Source organism: Microvirga sp. CF3016, from assembly GCF_036314085.1.
In the GTDB taxonomy this organism is placed as follows: domain Bacteria; phylum Pseudomonadota; class Alphaproteobacteria; order Rhizobiales; family Beijerinckiaceae; genus Microvirga.
On the sequence record NZ_JAYGGM010000012.1, the window covers coordinates 108,136 to 127,730 of the forward strand.

At 63.1% G+C, this 19,595-nt stretch carries 18 protein-coding genes and 1 tRNA gene; 13 read left to right on the forward strand and 6 right to left on the reverse strand.

From position 1 onward, the window contains the following. Positions 1 to 9: 9 nt before the first annotated feature. The 4 genes from VB672_RS18220 (at position 10) to VB672_RS18235 (ending at position 3,561) form a co-directional block, all read left to right on the forward strand. A complete protein-coding gene (locus tag VB672_RS18220) occupies positions 10 to 1,287 on the forward strand; it encodes a GNAT family N-acetyltransferase (protein WP_329785621.1) in 1,278 nt (425 codons plus the stop codon). Between the two features lie 276 nt (positions 1,288 to 1,563). Next, a complete protein-coding gene (gene lipA / locus VB672_RS18225) occupies positions 1,564 to 2,523 on the forward strand; it encodes a lipoyl synthase (protein ID WP_329785622.1) in 960 nt (319 codons plus the stop codon). Positions 2,524 to 2,551: 28 nt separating this feature from the next. Continuing rightward, positions 2,552 to 3,076 (forward strand): AAA family ATPase, encoded by a 525-nt coding sequence (locus tag VB672_RS18230; protein WP_329785623.1) that lies wholly within the window; start codon positions 2,552 to 2,554, stop codon positions 3,074 to 3,076. Positions 3,077 to 3,078: 2 nt separating this feature from the next. Continuing rightward, positions 3,079 to 3,561 (forward strand): type II toxin-antitoxin system RatA family toxin, encoded by a 483-nt coding sequence (locus tag VB672_RS18235; RefSeq protein WP_329785624.1) that lies wholly within the window; start codon positions 3,079 to 3,081, stop codon positions 3,559 to 3,561. On the opposite strand, the gene VB672_RS18240 is transcribed toward VB672_RS18235, so the two are convergent. Further along, positions 3,562 to 4,050 (reverse strand): CinA family protein, encoded by a 489-nt coding sequence (locus VB672_RS18240; protein WP_329785625.1) that lies wholly within the window; start codon positions 4,048 to 4,050, stop codon positions 3,562 to 3,564. Next, complete coding sequence (locus tag VB672_RS18245) at positions 4,047 to 5,240, reverse strand: bifunctional 2-C-methyl-D-erythritol 4-phosphate cytidylyltransferase/2-C-methyl-D-erythritol 2,4-cyclodiphosphate synthase (RefSeq protein WP_329785626.1); 1,194 nt, start codon at positions 5,238 to 5,240, stop codon at positions 4,047 to 4,049. Before VB672_RS18245 ends, VB672_RS18240 begins: the two co-directional genes overlap by 4 nt. A 111-nt stretch (positions 5,241 to 5,351) precedes the next feature. Here VB672_RS18245 and dusB point away from each other — a divergent pair, with 111 nt between their 5' ends. The 7 genes from dusB to hflX all read left to right on the forward strand — a co-directional run bounded on the left by dusB (position 5,352) and on the right by hflX (position 14,549). After that, positions 5,352 to 6,371, forward strand: a complete 1,020-nt coding sequence (dusB, locus tag VB672_RS18250; protein WP_329785627.1) for a tRNA dihydrouridine synthase DusB — start codon at positions 5,352 to 5,354, stop codon at positions 6,369 to 6,371. A 2-nt stretch (positions 6,372 to 6,373) separates the two neighbouring features. Continuing rightward, the gene (locus VB672_RS18255) at positions 6,374 to 7,471 is read left to right on the forward strand and encodes a two-component system sensor histidine kinase NtrB (RefSeq protein ID WP_329785708.1); all 1,098 of its coding nucleotides are present in this window, start codon (positions 6,374 to 6,376) and stop codon (positions 7,469 to 7,471) included. A gap of 9 nt (positions 7,472 to 7,480) precedes the next feature. Beyond that, positions 7,481 to 8,947, forward strand: coding sequence for a nitrogen regulation protein NR(I) (gene ntrC / locus VB672_RS18260; protein ID WP_329785628.1), 1,467 nt, complete (start codon positions 7,481 to 7,483; stop codon positions 8,945 to 8,947). Positions 8,948 to 9,046: 99 nt separating this feature from the next. Further along, positions 9,047 to 11,296 carry a sensor histidine kinase NtrY-like gene (locus tag VB672_RS18265; protein WP_329785629.1) on the forward strand — a complete coding sequence of 750 codons (2,250 nt, stop codon included), beginning with the start codon at positions 9,047 to 9,049 and terminating at the stop codon, positions 11,294 to 11,296. Continuing rightward, the gene (gene ntrX, locus VB672_RS18270) at positions 11,293 to 12,663 is read left to right on the forward strand and encodes a nitrogen assimilation response regulator NtrX (RefSeq protein WP_329785630.1); all 1,371 of its coding nucleotides are present in this window, start codon (positions 11,293 to 11,295) and stop codon (positions 12,661 to 12,663) included. The genes VB672_RS18265 and ntrX overlap by 4 nt, the downstream gene beginning before the upstream one ends. Before the next feature lie 235 nt (positions 12,664 to 12,898). Further along, positions 12,899 to 13,153, forward strand: a complete 255-nt coding sequence (hfq, locus tag VB672_RS18275) for an RNA chaperone Hfq (RefSeq protein ID WP_329785631.1) — start codon at positions 12,899 to 12,901, stop codon at positions 13,151 to 13,153. Position 13,154: 1 nt separating this feature from the next. Beyond that, positions 13,155 to 14,549 (forward strand): GTPase HflX, encoded by a 1,395-nt coding sequence (gene hflX, locus VB672_RS18280; RefSeq protein ID WP_329785632.1) that lies wholly within the window; start codon positions 13,155 to 13,157, stop codon positions 14,547 to 14,549. Here the strand turns inward: hflX and mazG are convergent. Continuing rightward, complete coding sequence (gene mazG, locus VB672_RS18285; RefSeq protein WP_329785633.1) at positions 14,544 to 15,386, reverse strand: nucleoside triphosphate pyrophosphohydrolase; 843 nt, start codon at positions 15,384 to 15,386, stop codon at positions 14,544 to 14,546. The two genes, hflX and mazG, sit on opposite strands and share 6 nt — an antisense overlap. Positions 15,387 to 15,522: 136 nt before the next feature. On the opposite strand from mazG, the gene VB672_RS18290 reads away from it, so the two are divergent. Continuing rightward, a complete protein-coding gene (locus tag VB672_RS18290) occupies positions 15,523 to 15,966 on the forward strand; it encodes an OsmC family protein (RefSeq protein ID WP_329785634.1) in 444 nt (147 codons plus the stop codon). A gap of 26 nt (positions 15,967 to 15,992) precedes the next feature. After that, positions 15,993 to 17,048: a histone deacetylase family protein gene (locus tag VB672_RS18295; RefSeq protein WP_329785635.1), complete on the forward strand. Its 1,056-nt coding sequence runs from the start codon at positions 15,993 to 15,995 to the stop codon at positions 17,046 to 17,048. Positions 17,049 to 17,111: 63 nt separating this feature from the next. Here the strand turns inward: VB672_RS18295 and VB672_RS18300 are convergent. The 3 genes from VB672_RS18300 to VB672_RS18310 all read right to left on the reverse strand — a co-directional run bounded on the left by VB672_RS18300 (position 17,112) and on the right by VB672_RS18310 (position 19,553). Further along, a tRNA-Asn gene (locus VB672_RS18300) sits at positions 17,112 to 17,196 on the reverse strand. Positions 17,197 to 17,949: 753 nt separating this feature from the next. After that, entirely contained in the window at positions 17,950 to 18,747 is a 798-nt protein-coding gene (locus VB672_RS18305; protein ID WP_329785636.1) for an MBL fold metallo-hydrolase, read from the reverse strand. Beyond that, positions 18,744 to 19,553, reverse strand: a complete 810-nt coding sequence (locus tag VB672_RS18310; RefSeq protein ID WP_329785637.1) for a TatD family hydrolase — start codon at positions 19,551 to 19,553, stop codon at positions 18,744 to 18,746. The genes VB672_RS18305 and VB672_RS18310 overlap by 4 nt, the downstream gene beginning before the upstream one ends. Between the last annotated feature and the right edge of the window lie 42 nt (positions 19,554 to 19,595).

A 19,595-nucleotide genomic window follows, 5' to 3' on the forward strand; every position in this document is an offset into this window, starting at 1 on the left:
GCGTAAGGCATGAAGCTCGACAGAGCGAAGCTGGAAAGAGCCAGGAAAGAAACCACCTACGGTTTTTCCAGAGCTCCTCTCGAAGACGTGCGCACGATCACCGTCCGCCACGTCGATGATCTGCGTCCGCATACCGAAGCCTGGGACCGTTTGGCTTGGGAATCGCCGCAGGGACTGGCTTCCATGCTGCCTGCCTGGGTGGAGGCTACTTTCCGGCACGGCCTCAGGCCGCACTGGCGCTGGATGTGCTGCTTTGCTTACGCTGGCGACAGGTTGATCGGCGTGATGCCGGTCGTGATCACTCCTCATCCGATTCTCGGCCCGCGAAGGCCCTTGCTGCGGACCTCTGGCAGGCTGACCCCCTCGGGTGACATCCCCTTGGCACCTGACTGCGCCGCCGTGGCGCTTAAGGCTTTGCTGGAGGAGGTGGTCCGCCAGGAGCCGCACCATGCCGGGCTGGATTTACAGGCGGTGCGGCAGAACTCCCTGGTCTGGTCTGCGCTGCAGGATGGGCCCGCACAGCATCTTGTGCGCTCCAGTGCACGCCACCGCTTCTCCATTCTGGACGTCAGTGGAAACTTCGATTCTTTCGTACGCAACATCAAGAGGATGCCCAGCGATCTGAGACGCTATCACCGGAAAATTCAGACGCGGGGAAAGGTGCGGATTGAAATCAGAAATGGCCCTCACGCCAAAGCCGATTTTCTCCCACAGTTCCTCTCCCTGGAGGCCTCGGGTTGGAAAGGACGCTGCGGCGGTGCCATCCTCAGCAATCCGGACTCTCTCGCCTTTCATACGACTCTCGTCGAAAACTTCGCCGCGCAGGAGCGGCTGGAATGGCATCTGATCTGGGTCGATGACACTCTTGTGGGCGCACAAATGGCACTGCGGTGCAATGAAGCGCTCATGCTGCCAAGGTATACGTTCAACGAAGACTTCGCCGAGTGTCGCGTCGGCACACTCCTGACCGAGGCCACCCTGCGAAACGGATTCGCCCAAGCTGACCTGCGCGAGCTTAATCCGATGAGCAAGGCCCAGGCGCACGCCTACTGGCACATGCCCGACGAGGAGTATGTCGATCTACATCTCGTGCGCCGGGCAGCCACGCCAATGCTGGTTCATCTGCCGCGAATTTGGCTGCGGAAGATGTACTGGACGCAAATCCGTCCGCGGGTACCCGAGATCGTCAGGAAGCTCTATCGTCAGTTCAGGCGCCGAGGTGGCCGCAGACCCAAACGCGCCGCTGAAGTTCGCCTCCCCCTGGAGGAGACGGACAATCGTAGGTAGCATGTGAATGGCCTTGCGCTATCTCTCGTATCGTTCGCAACGGCCGCGTGAGCGCTCGTGAACGAAGGCTCTCGTAGCGAGTGACCGATGCAATCCTGTCACTGGCGCTGCCATAAACCCGACGCTGCGGTCCGATATCCACATGCGCAAAGGAAAGCTGAGGCTCGAACGGAAACGCTGCCCCGCGATCTGGGCATTTGCGAATGTGCGCCGGAAGTCTTAAATCAGCGGCAGATCAGGAAGGGCAGGGTCCTTTCGCCTCAAAGGTTTTGCTTCATGGCCGTCGTTCTCGACCTCCTCAACAAGGATCAGCGTCCTCGCCACCCGGAAAAGGCGCATAGGCCGGATCAGCCCGTGCAGCAGCGTAAGCCCGAATGGATCCGCGTGAAGGCGCCGGGTTCGCCCAAATGGGCCGAGACCAACCGGATCGTGCGCGAGAACAAGCTCGTAACCGTCTGCGAGGAAGCCGGCTGCCCCAATATCGGCGAGTGCTGGGAGAAGAAGCACGCCACCTTCATGATCATGGGCGACACCTGCACCCGGGCCTGCGCCTTCTGTAACGTGAAGACCGGCCTGCCACAGGCGCTCGACCCGAATGAGCCCGAAAGCGTGGCCAAGGCGGTGGAAAAGCTCGGTCTGGAGCACGTGGTCATCACCTCCGTGGACCGCGACGACCTGGCCGACGGGGGTGCCCAGCATTTCGCCGACGTGATCCACGCCATCCGGGCCCGGAGCCCCAAGACCACCATCGAGATCCTGACCCCCGATTTCCTCCGGAAGCCCGGAGCGCTCGAAATCGTGGTCGCGGCCAAGCCGGACGTGTTCAACCACAATCTGGAGACCGTGCCGTCCAAGTACCTGAAGGTCCGGCCGGGCGCGCGGTATTTCCACTCCATCCGCCTGCTGCAGCAGGTGAAGGAGCTCGACCCGACCATCTTTACCAAGTCCGGGATCATGGTAGGCCTGGGCGAGGAGCGGAACGAAGTGCTCCAGCTCATGGACGATCTGCGTTCGGCTGACGTGGACTTCATGACCATCGGCCAGTACCTCCAGCCGACGAAGAAGCACCATCCGGTGATCCGCTTCGTCACGCCGGACGAATTCAAGGCCTTTGAAACCACTGCCTATGCCAAGGGTTTTCTCCTGGTCTCCTCGACCCCGCTGACGCGCTCCTCGCATCACGCAGGGGAGGATTTTGCCAAGCTGAAGGCGGCTCGTCTGACAAAGCTCGGCTAGAATCGGGCAGACATCATTCGGACGCGGCATGCAGCGGATACTGGTCATCGGCAGCCCGGGCGCGGGCAAGAGCACCCTGGCGAGTCGCCTCGCCGGAAGCCTCGGCCTGCCGCTCATCCACCTCGACGGGGAATATTTCGGGCCGGGCTGGACCATGCCCTCCCGGTCTGAATGGCGTGAACGGGTGAGGACGCTTGCAGCGAGACCGGCCTGGGTCATGGATGGCAACTATGCCAGCACCTTCGACATCCGCGTACCGCGCTCCACCGTCATCGTCTGGCTCGACCTCCCGCGCTGGCAATGCCTGCTGGCGGTGCTTTGGCGGGTGGCGAAGAACTACGGTCGTCCGCGGCCGGACCTGGGCTCCGCCGGTCCGGAACGCTTCGACTGGTCGTTCATGCGCTGGATCTGGTCCTATCCCCGAACGATGCGGCCGAAGACCATCCGTATGCTGGAGCGCCTGCGTCCCGACCAGAGAGTCTACGTACTGCGCTGCCGTTCCGACATTCCGGCCCTGGAGGCCGCGCTCGCAACCGTCAAAGAGGCCGCCTGAGCATGCCGACCTTCCGCACCACGCGTTCCGTCAAGCATACGCCGGCCCAGATGTTCGCCCTCGTGGCCGATGTGGAGCGCTATCCGGAGTTCTTGCCCCTGTGCGAGGATCTGCGGATCATGCGCCGGGTCCAGAGCGGGGAGGGTATCGAATCGCTCGTGGCCACCATGTCCGTGGGATACAAGGCCATCAACGAAACCTTCACCACCCGCGTGACCCTCGACGACCCTCGCCTGAAGATTACGGTCGAATACGTGGACGGCCCGTTCAAGTATCTCGAGAATCGCTGGACCTTCCGGGAGGCGCCCGGCGGCTGCGAGGTGGAATTCTACATCAATTACGAGTTCAAGAGCTTCGCCCTCGGCCTTCTGATGGGCAGCGTCTTCGACAAGGCCTTCCGGAAATTCACCGAAGCCTTCGAGGAGCGCGCCGACGAGATCTATGGGGAGCCCTCGAACGCGCAAGCCGGGGCGAGAACCGCCTGATCAGCGTGCCGCCTGCTCCAGCAGGGCCAGCGCATCCTCCACCGCCCGTCTGCGGACATTCCCACGACCCAAATCCCCGTAGCGCCGTTCCAGGTGGATCGTCGCGGCGCCTTTCCGGACCAAGCCGAAATGGACCAGCCCGACGGGCTTCACGTCGGTCCCGCCGGTCGGACCGGCCACGCCGGTGATGCCGATTGCAACATCCGCCCGGGAATGGGCCAGCGCTCCCTCGGCCATGGCGCGGGCCACCGGCTCGCTCACGGCCCCAAAGGCAGCGATCAGATCCGCCGGAACGCCGATCAGCTCCGTCTTGGCCTCGTTGGAATAGGTCACGAATCCGCGCTCCACCACGGCCGACGAGCCGGAAATATCCGTCAGCAGCGCCGCCACGAGCCCGCCGGTGCAGGATTCGGCGGTAGCGATCATCAAGCCCTTTTCCTTGTAGGCGTCGAGGAGCGCCGCGGCGCGGCTTGTCAGCTCGGTCATCATTCGCTCATCTCCGGCAGGCGGATCGTTGCAGCGGCCTGGGCGGCGATGCCCTCACGGCGGCCGGTAAAGCCAAGTTTTTCGGTGGTCGTCGCCTTAAGCGAGACCTGATCCAGGCGAAGCCCGGCGATCTCGGCAATCCTCTGCCGCATCGCCTCCCGGTACGGTCCGAGCCGCGGCTTCTCGCAAAGGAGCGTCGTGTCGAGATGATCGACGATGCCGCCACGGCTGCGCACAAGGTCCACCGCATGAGCCAGGAACCGGTCAGAGGAGGCATCGAGCCATTGCGGATCGCTCGGTGGGAAATGGGTGCCGATGTCGCCATCGGCGAGGGCACCCAGAATCGCATCCGTCAGGGCATGCAGAATCACGTCCCCGTCCGAGTGGGCGACGACCCCGCGGTCATGCGGAACCTTGATCCCGCCGAGCCAGACATGATCGCCCTCGCCGAAGGCATGGACGTCGAATCCGGTGCCGAGACGGGTCACATAAGTCATTTCTTCGCCCTTCAAACGCCGCTCGGCTTTGCGAAAGTCAGCCGGATGGGTGAGCTTCATGTTGTCTGTTTCACCCTCGAATACGTGAACCGGCAGACCGGCCCATTCCGCCAAGGCCCCGTCATCGGTGAACGTGTCCAGGTTTGCAGCGGCCGCGCTCCGGTGAGCCTCGAGGAGGAGGGAAAAGCTGAAGGCCTGCGGAGTCTGCACGGCCCTGAGCTTCGAACGGTCCGGCGTGGAAAGCACCTCGGATTGATCCCCGATCACCTTGATCGTGTCCGTGACGGGCGTTCCCGGAACCGCCGCGCCCCAACGCCGCCCTGCCTCGATGGCTCGGTCGATGAGATCGGGGCCGGTAAAAGGGCGTGCTGCGTCTTGAACGAGAACGATCTCCGGATTCAGATCGACCAGCGCTTCAAGTCCGTTTCGCACCGAAACCTGCCTCGTCGTACCGCCGTGGATGCATGGCAGAATTGCCGACGGGGGGGATGGTAACGTCCGAATCGTATCTTCATAGAATCTACGGTCGTCCGGATGGATCACCACGAGGGTGTGGCTGATCCCAGGGTGCGAGAGAAGAATCGACAAGGTTCTTGCCAGAACCGGCTTCCCTTGGATCGCCCGGTACTGCTTCGGGATCCCTTCACCCGCTCTTGATCCACGTCCTGCGGCAACGATGAGGGCGGCAACTGACATTCGCGGCAAGCTCTCTCTGACAGACGCTCTCCTAAGCGTGAGGTAGGAAGAAGGCAAATCCCGGCGGGAGGGGCTTGCACCGAACAGCGAATTGGCTATTGATTAGGCACAATGAGTTTTGATCAAAAATTAGGCGGTGGCGGTTTCAGCATCGGGCCTGAACAGGTCGAAGCGACAGCCATTCTCGCACCTCTCTCCGGCGTCACGGATGTCGCCTTCCGGCGCATTGCCAAGCGCCTGGGGGCTGGCCTCGTCGTATCCGAAATGGTGGCTTCGGACGAGCTGGTCCAGGGCTCGGAGGAAGCACAACTGAGGGCTGAAGGGGCGGGGATCGAGCCGCATGTGGTTCAGCTCGCCGGCTGCGATCCCTACTGGATGGCCGAGGCCGCCCGAGTCGCCGAAGGGGCAGGGGCCCGTATCATCGACATCAACATGGGCTGCCCGGCCAAGCGGGTGATCGGCGGCTATGCCGGATCGGCGCTCATGCGTAATCTCGATCATGCGGCCCGGCTCATCGCCGCGACGGTGAAAGCGGCCAAAGTCCCGGTGACCGTCAAGATGCGGCTCGGCTGGGATCACGACACGATCAACGCGCCGGAGCTGGCTCGCCGGGCCGAGAGCCTCGGCGTGCAGGCCGTTACGGTGCATGGCCGCACCCGCCAGCAATTCTACAAAGGTCAGGCCGACTGGACGGCGATCGCGGCCGTTGTCCAAAACGTCGGTATTCCTGTCATTGCCAACGGCGACATCGCCACGCTCGACGATGCGAAGCGATGCCTGGCGGCCTCGGGTGCCACCGCCGTGATGGTCGGACGCTCCGCCGTTGGAAGGCCCTGGCTGGTCGGCCAGATCGGGGCAGCCCTGCAGGGTATGACGATTCCCGATCCGTCGCCGGAGGCGATGACCGAGATTGCCATCGAGCATTACGACGGGCTCCTGTCGCTCTACGGCGAGAACGTTGGGATCCGCCATGCTCGCAAGCACCTGGCGGCCTATGCGGATACGGCCATCGCTTCGGGTTTCCAGGTCGCATCGAGCGTCCGGACAGCGCTCGTGACATCAGAGGAACCCCAGACGGTGATGGCCTTGCTGCGCTCCCTCTACAGCCGCCAGAACCGGGAGGCGGCATGACGATGGCGTCTATGAACGATCTCATTATGAACGCGCTTCCGATCCCGGTGCTGACCGTCGGGCCGGAGCACAGGATCCTGCACGCCAATGCGGCGGCCGAATCCTTCTTCGAAATGAGCCTGCGCATGATGCTGCGCCAGAAGCTCAGCGACTTTCTGCCTTTCGGTTCGCCGGTGATGGCCCTGGTGGAGGACGTTCGCCAGCGGGGCTCGAGCGTCAGCGAGCATCGGGTCGACATCGGCAGCCCACGCCTTGGTGCGGAGCGCATCGTCGACGTCTCGGCCAGTCCTCTCGGCGACGACGGTGACAACGTGATCGTCATGCTGCAGGAGCGGACCATCGCCGACAAGATGAACCGCCAGTTGACCCATCGCGGAGCAGCTCGGTCGATCACGGCGCTGGGAGCCCTGCTGGCGCACGAAATCAAGAATCCCCTGTCCGGCATCCGGGGAGCGGCGCAGCTCCTCGAGCAATCGGCAAGCGAGGACGACCGGCTGCTGACGCGTCTCATCTGCGACGAAACGGACCGGATCGTGAAGCTCGTGGAGCGCATGGAGCTGTTCGGCGAGGAGAGGCCGGTCGAAAGGGGGCCGGTGAACATTCACGGGGTGCTGGACCATGTGAAGCGCCTCGCGCAATCGGGCTTTGCTCGCCATATCCGTTTCGTCGAGAACTACGACCCTTCGCTTCCGCCGGTGCTGGGCAACCGGGACCAGCTGATTCAGGTCATTTTGAACCTGGTGAAGAATGCCGCCGAGGCGGTGGGTATCGATGCCCCTGACGGCGAGATCATCCTGTCGACCGCCTTTCGGACCGGTGTCCGGCTTCAAGTTCCGGGTTCCCAGGAACGGGTCAGCCTTCCGATCGAGCTGAGCGTCATCGACAACGGCCCCGGCATCCCTCCCGATCTAATGAGCGATCTCTTCGATCCTTTCGTGACGACCAAGGTCCAGGGCAGCGGACTAGGGCTGGCCCTCGTCGCGAAGATCGTCGGCGATCACGGCGGCATCGTGGAATGCGAGCCGGCACCCAGGCGAACCACCTTCCGAATTCTCCTGCCTATGCACCGCGCCGATGACGGCCGCGGGGCCGATTTGTGAGATTAACCAATGCCCAGCGGACAGATTCTTCTCGCCGATGACGATGCAGCCATCCGGACCGTCCTGAACCAGGCCCTGTCCCGGGCCGGATACGAGGTTCGCTCCACCAGCAACGCCGCGACTCTGTGGAGATGGGTATCCCAGGGGGAGGGCGATCTGGTCATCACCGACGTGATGATGCCCGACGAGAACGCCTTCGACCTGCTCCCGCGCATCAAGAAGGTGCGGCCGGAGCTGCCGATCATCGTCATGAGCGCGCAGAACACGTTCATGACCGCCATCAAGGCCTCCGAGCGCGGCGCCTACGAATACCTGCCCAAGCCCTTCGATCTCAAGGAGCTCGTTGCGGTCGTCGGCCGAGCCTTGTCCCGGCCCCGGAACGTTCCCACGGGAGCCAACCCGTCGCCGGAAAACGAGGACATTCCGCTCGTGGGCCGCTCCCAGGCCATGCAGGAGATCTACCGAGCCCTCGCCCGCCTGATGCCCACCGACCTGACGGTGATGATCACGGGCGAATCCGGCACCGGCAAGGAACTGGTGGCGAAGGCGCTGCACGATTACGGCAAGCGCCGGCAGGGTCCGTTCGTGGCCGTGAACATGGCGGCGATCCCGCGGGAACTGATCGAATCCGAGCTGTTCGGCCACGAGAAGGGGGCGTTCACCGGTGCGACCGCTCGCAGCACGGGACGTTTCGAGCAGGCCGAGGGCGGCACGCTGTTCCTCGATGAGATCGGCGACATGCCCATGGAGGCTCAGACCCGCCTCCTGCGCGTTCTCCAGCAGGGCGAATACACGACCGTCGGCGGCCGGGTGCCGATCAAGACCAATGTCCGCATCGTGGCGGCGACGAACAAGGACCTGCGTATCCTGATCCAGCAGGGGCTCTTCCGCGAGGATCTCTATTTCCGGCTCAACGTCGTGCCTTTGCGCCTTCCGCCTCTGCGGGAGCGCGTCGAGGATATCCCGGACCTGGTGCGCCACTTCTTCATGCTGGTGGAGAAAGAGGGCCTTGCGCGCAAGCAGCTCGACGTAGACGCCATGGACCGGCTGAAGCGCTACCGCTGGCCGGGCAATGTCCGCGAGCTGGAGAACCTGGTGCGACGTTTGGCAGCCCTTTACCCTCAGGACACCATTACGGGCACCATCATCGATGCGGAGCTCGATTCCCAGCCTCTGCTGCCGCCCCAGCCCGTTGGAAAGGCGTCCCAGCCGTCTCACCAGAACTCGGAGGGTTTGTCCGATGCGGTCGAGCGGCATCTGAACGAGTACTTTTCCGGCTTCCGGGACACGCTCCCGCCCCCCGGCCTCTATCACCGAGTCCTGCGCGAAATCGAAGGCCCGCTCATCGGGGCGGCCCTGGCAGCGACAAGGGGAAATCAGATCCGGGCGGCTGAGCTTCTGGGGGTCAATCGCAACACCCTCCGCAAGAAGGTGCGGGATCTTGAACTCATGGTGGTCCGCTCCAACCGGAGCTGAGCAACATCTGCTGTAATAATTTGACCACAGTGTTGTGTTGGTGCATCACCCACTGACGGGGCGCTGAATCGAAAGCGCCCGATTGGCGGGGCCCCAGTCTTGATCGAACAGGACACGATTGCACAACGACAGGCGACGGAGCCGTCCCAGAGCAGTCTCGGCTGGCTGGGCTATGGCGCCGTGCTGTCGGCTCTGGCCTCCGCCCTGGCCACCTTCCTGATCCTCGCCGGCGCGACCCCGCTGCTCCCGACCCACAACGTCGTGATCTGGGTTTTCCTGCTCAACGGCGTGCTGATCGCCCTGCTTCTCGGGATCGTCGCTTGGCAGACCCGTAAGCTGGTGCGCGAACGCCGGGCAGGGGCGGCGGCGGCCGGTCTCCACGTCAGGATCGTCGGGCTGTTCAGCCTCGTCGCTGTTCTCCCCGCCATCCTCGTGGCCGCCGTGGCGACGGTCACCCTGGAGCGCGGCCTCGATCCCTGGTTTACCGGCGCGCTCAAGGATCTGATGACCAACACGGTCTCCATCGCCCGATCCTATCGCGAGATGCAGTGCCGGACGCTCGCGCGGGAAACCCAACTCATGGCGGCCGATCTCAATCGCGCCAAGGTTCTCTTCGACGCGGACCGCAACCTTTTCCGGGAGTTCATGAACTCCCGGGCCGTCTTCCTCGGCTTTCCTCTCGCGATGATCGTGGATATGGACGGCTCGGTGGTGGAGCGGATCGAGGCCAAGAAGCTCGAAAACGTCCCCACGCCGACCGAAGCCGATCTCCAGGAGGCCAGCAATCGGGAGGCTCTGTGCCTCTTTCCGAAATCCGGCAACATCTTCCGCTCCGCCTTGAAGCTTGATGCCCACGGTGGACGGGTCCTCTACGTCGCCAGGGAGGTCGACCCGCGTGCGCTCGAGTTCCCTCAGGTCGCGGAAGCGGGCGTCGCTTTCTATGAGGCCCTGGACCAGAAGAAGGCCGGCATCCAGATCGCCTTCGCGTCCATGTTCACGCTGATTGCGCTGATCGTGCTGCTCTCGGCCGTATGGTTCGGGCTGAACTTCGCCAACCGTCTCGTTGCCCCCATCCGGCGCCTCATCCATGCGACCGACCAGGTGGCGACGGGCAATTTCTATGTTCAGGTCCCTGTTCGCCGGGGCGAAGGCGACCTCGGGCATCTGGGCGAGACCTTCAACAAGATGACCTCGGAGCTGCGCCGCCAGCACGATGGGCTGACGGCCGCCAGCGATCTCATGGATCGTCGACGGCGGTTCACCGAGGCGGTTCTCGCGGGCGTTTCGGCTGGCGTCATCGGCGTCAATGCCAAAGGGCAGATCACCATCGTCAACCCGTCCACGGAGGCCCTGCTCGGCACCTCGCACAAGGAACTGCTCGGCCAGCCGATCACCATGGTTCTGCCGGAGGTGGCACCTCTGGTCGAGGAAATGAGCCAGGGGCGTCAGCGCCTCATGCAGCAGCAGATCCACATCTCACGGCGGGGCAAGGAGCGCACCATCAACGTGCGCGTGACCAGCGAGCAGGCGCGCGGCGGTCAGAGGGACCTCGTCATCACCCTCGACGACATCACTGATCTCGTGCTGGCGCAGCGGACCTCCGCCTGGGCCGACGTGGCGCGGCGCATCGCGCACGAGATCAAGAACCCCCTGACACCGATCCAGCTGTCGGCCGAGCGCATCCGCCGGAAGTACGGCAAGGTGATCACCACGGACCGGGAAGTGTTCGATCAATGCACGGACACCATCGTGCGGCAGGTCGACGACATCAAGCGCATGGTCGACGAATTCTCGTCCTTCGCCCGCATGCCGAAACCGACCATCGGCAACGAGGATCTCGCCGAGACGATCCGCCAGGTCATCTTCATGATGAAGATCGCCCATCCCGAGATCGAGTTCATCGATCAGGTTCCGGCCGGCTCCCTCATCGCACCCTTCGACCGTCGACTCGTCTCGCAAGCGGTGACGAATATCGTCAAGAACGCCACCGAAGCCATTGCGGCGGTGCCGGAGGATGAGCGAGGGCAGGGGCAGATATCGGTGCTGCTCGACGATACCCATCCGGATTATCTGATCCTGGCCGTGAGCGATAACGGCAAGGGATTCCCTGTTGAAGGCCGGCAGCGCCTCCTGGAACCGTACATGACCACGCGTGAGGGTGGAACCGGACTGGGTCTGCCGATCGTTGCAAAGATTCTGGAAGACCATGGAGGTGGCATGGAACTGGCCGACAATCCCGCTGGCAAGGGTGGGCAGGTTCGCATGTGGATCCCAAAGACGAAGCACGTTGCATCGGAAGAGACATTGGCCGCTTCCAGCCGTCATGACCCTCGCAAGGCAAGCCTATGAGCGCTGATATTCTCGTGGTCGACGACGAGGTCGACATTCGTGAGCTGGTGGCCGGCATTCTTGAGGATGAAGGACACCGAACCCGCACGGCCGGCACCTCCGACGAGGCCCTGGCGGCCATCGAAACCCGGCGTCCTCACCTGGTGTTCCTCGACATCTGGCTGCAGGGGAGTCGGCTCGACGGGCTTCAGGTTCTGGAGATCGTCAAGGCCCAGCACCCGGATCTGCCGGTTGTGATGATCTCCGGCCACGGCAATATCGAAACGGCCGTCTCGGCGATCAAGGCAGGCGCTTACGATTTCATCGAGAAGCCGTTCAAGGCGGATCGGCTCGTCCTTGTTGCCGAACGTGCCCTCGAGGCGTCGCGCCTGAAGCGCGAAGTCCGCGACCTGCGCTCGCGTTCGGTTCAGGCCAGCCGCATCGCAGGCAAGTCGATCGTCATCAACCAGCTCCGGCAGGCGGTAGAGCGGGCGGCACCGACCAATGCCCGCATCCTGATCACGGGAGCTCCCGGTTCGGGCAAGGAGCTGACGGCCCGGACCGTTCACAGTCTCTCCACCCGCGCCAACGGCCCGTTCGTCGTCCTCTCGGCCGCGACGATCACGCCTGAGACCATGGAGGCCGAGCTTTTCGGCACCGAAGGCGGCGCCGGCGGAGGGCGTCGCGTCGGGGCGCTCGAGGAGGCTCATGGCGGCACCCTCTATATCGACGAAATCGCCGATATGCCGCGGGAGACGCAGAACCGGATCCTGCGCGTCCTGGTCGATCAGAACTTCCAGCGCGTGGGCGGAACCACCCGGGTCCATGTGGATGTGCGCATTGTGTCGTCATCCAGCCGTGACCTACCCGCAGCCATTGCTGCGGGCCAGTTCCGGGAGGATCTGTTCCATCGGCTCGGCGTGATCCCGATTCGGGTGCCGTCCCTCGCCGAGCGGCGCGAGGATGTCCCGGAACTGATCGAATTCTTCATGGAGCAGATCTCATCCACAACGGGCCTGCCGAAGCGGCACATTGCCGAAGACGCCATGGCGGTCCTGCAGTCTCATGATTGGCCCGGCAACGTGCGGCAGCTGCGCAACAACGTTGAACGGCTGATGATTCTCACGTCCGGGGATCCCGATGCTGAGATCACGGCCGACATGCTGCCGTCGGAGATCGGCGCCCTTGTTCCGAGCACGCCTGGCGGGGCAGGGGGAGAGAAGCTCATGAGTCTTCCCCTGCGTGAGGCCCGTGAGATCTTCGAACGCGAGTACCTCCTGGCGCAGATCGCGCGCTTCAGCGGCAACATCTCCAGAACGGCGGAATTCATCGGCATGGAACGCTCGGCCCTGCACCGGAAGCTGAAATCCCTCGGGATCGGGGGGTGATCCGCTCCACCGGCAGAGGCTAGAGCGCGGATCTTTTTCGTGCCGGAAAGAACGGAAGCCTACAATCCACGGGAAAATATGCTCCGAGGAGGTAGAACCGTTGCGCACCCCTTGCCGAACGCTGCCGTTCGCCCTGTAATAGATCTGCCGGTCACCGACCGCACGAAAGCGGACAACCATATCCAAGCGGCCCCATAGCCAAGACCGGCGGCGATGGGCTGGCGAGGCAACTTCAATGGCGGGCGATCGCGCGCAGAATCTTCAGGACACCTTTCTGAACTATGTCCGGAAGCAGAAAATCCCCCTGACGATCTTTCTCGTGAATGGGGTAAAGCTTCAGGGCGTCGTCACCTGGTTCGACAACTTCTGCGTCCTTCTGCGCAGGGATGGTCATTCCCAACTGGTTTACAAACACGCCATTTCCACCATCATGCCAGGACAGCCCGTCCAGTTGTTCGACCAAGTCGACGAGGCTGGCGAGAAGGCTTGAGGTGACGGAACCACGCAGTCCGGGGGAAGAACGTCTCGCTCAACTGGCCGAACCTGAGAAAGAGGTTGCGGCCGGCACTCGTACGCTTGTGATCGGTCCGTACCTGACCCGCAGGCGGCGCGGCTCAGCGGAATCCGACGGGGAGGGCGTTAATCCCCGCCCTCCGGAAGCCAGGCTCGATGAAATCACCGGCCTGGCCCTCGCGATCGATCTGACCATTGTGCAATCGCTGATAGCGCCCCTGTCCTCGCCTCGCCCGGCCACTTTCATCGGCAGCGGCAAGGTCGAAGAACTGGCCGGCCTGATCCGAGCCGAGGAAATCGGCCTCGTGGTCATGGATTGCGCGCTCAGCCCCGTTCAGCAGCGCAACCTTGAGAAGGCCTGGGGGGCCAAGGTCATCGACCGCACCGGCCTGATCCTTGAAATCTTCGGGCGGCGGGCTCGTACGAAAGAGGGCACTCTCCAGGTCGAACTGGCTCATCTTTCCTATCAGAAGGGCCGGCTGGTCCGCTCCTGGACCCACTTGGAGCGCCAGCGGGGCGGCTTCGGCTTCCTCGGCGGGCCGGGTGAAACACAGATCGAGGCCGATCGGCGCCTGATTCAGGAACGCATGAACCGGATCGAACGGGATCTGGAGGGCGTCGTGAAGACACGCTCCCTTCACCGGACGAGCCGGCGGCGCGTGCCCTATCCGATCATCGCTCTTGTGGGCTACACCAATGCCGGGAAATCGACCCTGTTCAACCGCATGACCCAGGCCGACGTCCTGGCCGAGAACATGCTGTTTGCGACCCTCGATCCGACATCCCGCGCCATCGAGCTCCCGCACGGCGAAAAGGCCATTCTGTCGGACACGGTCGGCTTCATCTCCGATCTGCCGACCATGCTGGTGGCGGCCTTCCGGGCGACCCTGGAGGATGTGGTCGAGGCCGACGTTCTGCTCCACGTCCGCGATGTGTCGCACGGTGAAACCGAGGCTCAGGCTGGGGACGTCGCAGTCGTCCTGCGAGAGCTCGGCATCGATCCTGACGACACGAGGCGCATTATCGAGGTCTGGAACAAAGCGGATCTCCTGTCGCCCCAGGATCGCGAACGGCTTGCCACCGCATCCCATCGAGCCGGGGAGGAGAGGCGGCCGATCCTCATCTCTGCCCTGACGGGTGACGGCATTCCCGAACTCCTCGCCACCATCGAGCAGCATTTGGCCATGGGGCGCCTGACCTACGAGGTCGACGTGGCTCCGGAGGACGGCCAGGGGCTCGCCTGGCTCCATGAGAATACGGAGATTCTGAATCGCGAAACGAAGGACAACGGCCATACCATCCTTCAGATCCGCCTCGTATCCGGCAAGGAACCTCGGTTCCTCAACCGCTTCCCGGAAGCGCGCGTTCTATAAGGAGCCGGGCTCCCGTTCCGCCCGTTTCGCCGCGACCCAGAGTTGCTCCATTTCCTCAAGCGAGGCCTCTTCCAGGTTCCTGTCCTGCTCTTCGAGAGCCTGCTCAATCGCCTTAAAGCGCCGTTCGAACTTCGCATTCGTCCGCCGCAGGGCACGCTCGGAGTCGATACCGAAATGACGTGCGAGATTGGTGACGGAGAACAGAAGATCGCCGATCTCGTCCTCGATCCTGTCTTGCGCACCAGATGAAGAAGCTTCTTTAACCTCTTCCAGCTCCTCGTGAATCTTGTCGATGACCTGAACGGCCTCCGGCCAGTCGAAGCCGACCTTTGCGGCCTTCGCCGTCAGCTTCTGGGCGCGGGTCAGAGCGGGCAGGGCCGTCGGAATCCCGCCGAGAAATCCCGCCTCGTGAGCCTCAGGCCGTTGTCCCATCTTCTCACGGTCCGCCTGCCGCTCCGCCTTCTCCTCGGCCTTGATCGAATCCCAGAGGCTTTTCACCTCTTCGGGCGACAGATTCTTGATGTCGCCGAAAACATGAGGGTGCCGTCGGATGAGCTTGCGCGTGATGGCCTCGACCACGTCGGGAAAGGCAAACGCACCCTGCTCTTCCGCCATGCGGGCGTGAAACACGACCTGAAGCAGCAGATCCCCAAGTTCGTCCCGCAGGTCAGCCAGATCGCCGCGCTCGATGGCATCCACGACCTCATAGGCTTCCTCGAGAGTGTATGGCGCAATCGATGCGAAATCCTGCTCCAGATCCCAGGGGCAGCCGGTGCCCGGGGTACGCAGGGCCGCCATGATCTCGATGAGCCGGTGAATATCCGTGGAAGGCCTCATGATGAAATCCCTGATCGCTGCGTGGGTGTCATAGCCTGAGGACAAGACGCCCGGCTAGCTGGATTTGCGCCATTTCCCTGCGTTAGCGGTATATGGATGAGCAGGCTGCTTCGGGCACAATTGAGGACGGGACGAAATGAGAGCGCGGGTCAAACTGGTCGATGGCATGATGTTCGTGGGCGAATCCGGCAGCGGGCACGCCGTGGTCATGGACGGAGCGCCCGAATATGGCGGCCGCAACATCGGCATTCGTCCCATGGAGATGCTTCTCATCGGGTTGGGCGGCTGTACGGCCTTCGATGTGGTCCAGATCCTCAGAAAGGGCCGCGAGAAGGTTACCGACTGCGAGGTAGAGGTCACTGCGGAACGCGCCGAGACAGATCCCAAGGTCTTTACCTCGATCCATATCGATTACCGCGTTAAGGGCAGGGGCCTCGCACCGGCCAAGGTCGAACGAGCCATCGAACTGTCCAAGGAAAAGTACTGTTCTGCCTCGATCATGCTTGGGGCCGTTGCCAAGATCACCCATTCTTGGTCGGCAATCGACGAGGCTGAGGAGACGGAGGCCGCCTCCTCCTGAACCCTCCCATATCCGGGGCCACGATCATGAAGCTGTTCTTCTCGGAAGCCCAACTGGCGCATCGACCCAAGCAGTACATGGTGCACGGGCGGATTGTGGATCCGTTCGAAAATCCCGAGCGCGCCACCACGCTCCTTGAGGCTCTGGAAGCCCAGGGTCTGGCCAGGACAGATCCGGGCGATTTCGGCCGTGACGCCATCCAGGCTGTTCATGCCGGTCATTACGTGTCCTTCATCGAGGATGCCTATGAGCGCTTCCTGACACTGCCCAACCATGGCCCCGAGGTGCTGCCGAACGTCCATCCGTACCGAGGATCCGGCCTCGATCTGGAGGAACGCGGCAAACCGCGCACCACGGGAATTCTCGGCCAATCAGGCTGGTATATCGGCGACATGTCCTGTGCCATCATGGAGTGGACGTTCCAGGCGGCCTACGCCTCAGCGCAGGCGGCGATCGCCGGCGCGGAAGCGGTGCTGGCCGGAGAGCGCGCCTCGTTCGCGCTCTGCCGTCCGCCAGGACATCACGCCTATGCGGACCGGGCCTCAGGGTTCTGCTTCTTCAACAATGCCGCCATCGCGGCCGTTGTGCTGCGTAGCCATTTTCCGAAGGTGGCGATCGTCGATTTCGATACGCATCACGGCGACGGCACCCAGGCGATCTTCTATACGCGCCAGGACGTCTTCTATGGCTCCGTGCACACCGATCCGTCGTCCTATTACCCGCACTACGCCGGCTACGCGGACGAAGCCGGGGCAGGGCCGGGCGAAGGGGCGAACCTCAATCTGCCGCTTGAACCGGGGGCTGACGACGAAGCCTTCATTGATGCCAACCAGCGTCTGGCATTGGCCGTCCAAGCCCATGGGGCCGAGGCGCTGGTTCTGTCGGCCGGTTGGGACGCCCATCAGGACGATCCGCTGTCGAAGCTTAACATCACGTCCGACGCCTTTGCCAGGATTGGAGAGATCTGGGGCAAGATCGACCTGCCGACCCTGATCGTTCAGGAAGGCGGGTATTCGCTTGCGGCCGTCGCAGAGGCCGCACCAGCTTTCATCGCCGCATTCCGGGCCAATGCAGCAGAATAAGTCTCGGCTGACGTCTGTTCGACGCGGGCGAGGCGGCAATGTGCATGACACTTACGAAGAAGATGGCTCCCAGAGAGGGCCTCGAACCCCCACGCCTCTCGGCGGCGCGTCAACAGCACGCTGCGTCTTCCAATTTCGCCATCTGGGAATAAACCCGTTACGTTTGAGTGTTGAACCGGAACAGACCGAACACTTGTCAGGTATTACTATGCTTGTTGGTGAGCATGTTGGTTCCGTTGCTTGACAATAACAAGCGTCAGACTTCAGCTATTGTGAATTACCCCAGTGCATGTTCTTACGGACAGAGGGGTCGCTGACGGCTACTCCGCCGTATTAACGCGTCCGAGGCACAAGAGCACGGCTGGCCTAAGGCTGATCTGTGTTTGCACCTTAACCCGGAGGGTTTTGGACTTGCTCCGCCATTGTGGCGGCCTGACAACCATCCGCCCGGTCTGTCGGACTTGACTTGCCCGGATCTCGTCGGAAACGACCTTACGGCGTCACGGTCCCACACTGGAGTTGGAACCGTCGTCTGCGGCGCTGCTGGGCCTTATCAGCCTGGATGCGATTTATTGATCTCGGGCTTTGCCGTCTGGTCGGACGGGCATCGCCGGCCATCGGAAAGGGAGAGGTTGCCCTCGGGGCGAGCTGGCCTCCGTCCACTGGTCCGGTTGTGCCTGCCTGAATCGGATGACTGACATAGACCAGCCGTATAGCGCATCCGTCGAGCGGTCAGGAAATGGACACCGCTGAAGGCGAGGGCCGCTTTCGGCCAATAGCAGCCATATACGAAATTCGCATAAGATATATTATGGAACTTAAATCTGTACGTCCCATAGGGAGGCGTGCCTACGGGTGCTTCTGCCGAGATTTCGGCTCCTCGGCCTCTTCGGGTTGAGCTTCAGCGCTGTTCGATCTGAAGCCCGTCATAGGCCGGTTCGATGTGCGGCGGCAGTTCGCGGCGCAATGTCTCGTAATCCAGGTCCGTGTGCAGGTTCGTCAGGATCGCGCGCTTCGGTTCGACTCTGGCGATCAGCTCCAAGGCTTCCGACAGCGAAAAATGCGTCGGATGCGGCGTGTAGCGCAAAGCATCCAGGATCAGGACGTCCAGGCCTTCCAGGGCCGGCAGGCTCTCCTCGGGCATGCGGCTCACGTCCGGTGCGTACGCGATGCTGCCGAACCGGAATCCCAAGGCATCGATATCGCCGTGGACCATCCTGAACGGCAAGGCCTCGACGGTGCCACCGGCGCCAGAAACCGCGACCATCACGCCAGGCTGCAAGGCGCGCATCTTCAGGATCGGCGGATAGCTGCTGCCGGCCGGGGTCTCGAAACAATAGCCGAACCGAATCTGAAGCAGCTCGCTCGTCATCCGGTCGGCATAGACCGGAATCCGCTGATGCTGGACGATGGCGAGCGGACGCAGGTCGTCGATCCCGTGAATATGGTCGGCGTGCTCATGGGTGATGAGAACGGCGTCCAGGTGCCGGACATCGGCCTCAAGAAGCTGGTCGCGCAAATCCGGTCCGGTATCGACCAGAACCGTGGTGACGCCGTCTGGCCCGAGGCTTTCGACCAGAATGGAACAGCGCCGGCGCCTGTTCTTGGGATTCGACGGGTCGCACGCACCCCAGCCGACGCCAACGCGCGGCACGCCGGCGGAGGATCCGCAGCCCAGGATCGTCAACCTCAACGTCATGACGCGAGAGCCTGCCCGGATGCCGCATCGGCGGCTGCCGCCTTGGAAAACAGCCGGTAGAAGTTGGCCGTGGTCAAAGCCGCGACGTCCTGATCGGTCATCCCGACGACCTCCGCGAGGACGTGGGCCGTATGAGCCACATAGGCCGGCTCGTTGGTCTTTCCACGGTGCGGAACGGGGGCGAGATAGGGCGCATCCGTCTCCACGAGCAGCCGGTCATGGGGAACAGCCGCGGCAATCCGGCGGATCTCCTCCGAGTTCCGGAAGGTCAATATGCCCGAGAAGGAAACGAAGAGCCCGAGCTCGACACCGACCTGGGCCAGCTTCTCGCCGGACGAGAAGCAGTGGAGAACCGCATCGAAGCGCCCTCGCCTCATCTCCTCGGACAGGATCCGGATCATGTCCGCGTCGGCGTCGCGGGCATGGATGACCAGGGGCAGACCGGTTTCCCGTGCCGCCTCGATATGCGTGCGGAAGACCCGTTGCTGCACGTCGTGCGGGCTCTTGTCATAGTGATAGTCGAGGCCGGCTTCGCCGATGGCGACGCAGCGCGGATGCCGCGAGAGCGCGATGAGCCGCTCGGCCGGCACATCCGGTTCGGCGGCCGCGTTGTGGGGGTGCGTGCCGACGGTGCAGAAGATGCTCTCATGCGCCTCGGCCAGGGCGCGGTACGTGTCGAAGCGCGCCACATGGGTCGAAATCGTCACCATTCGGCCGACGCCTGCGGCCGTGGCCGCGGCCAGAACCTCGGGGAGGCGGGTCTGAAAATCCGGGAAGTCCAGGTGACAGTGACTATCGACCAACATCGGCGAAGGCGCCCTCCTCTGCGGCAGCTAACGGCACAGGCT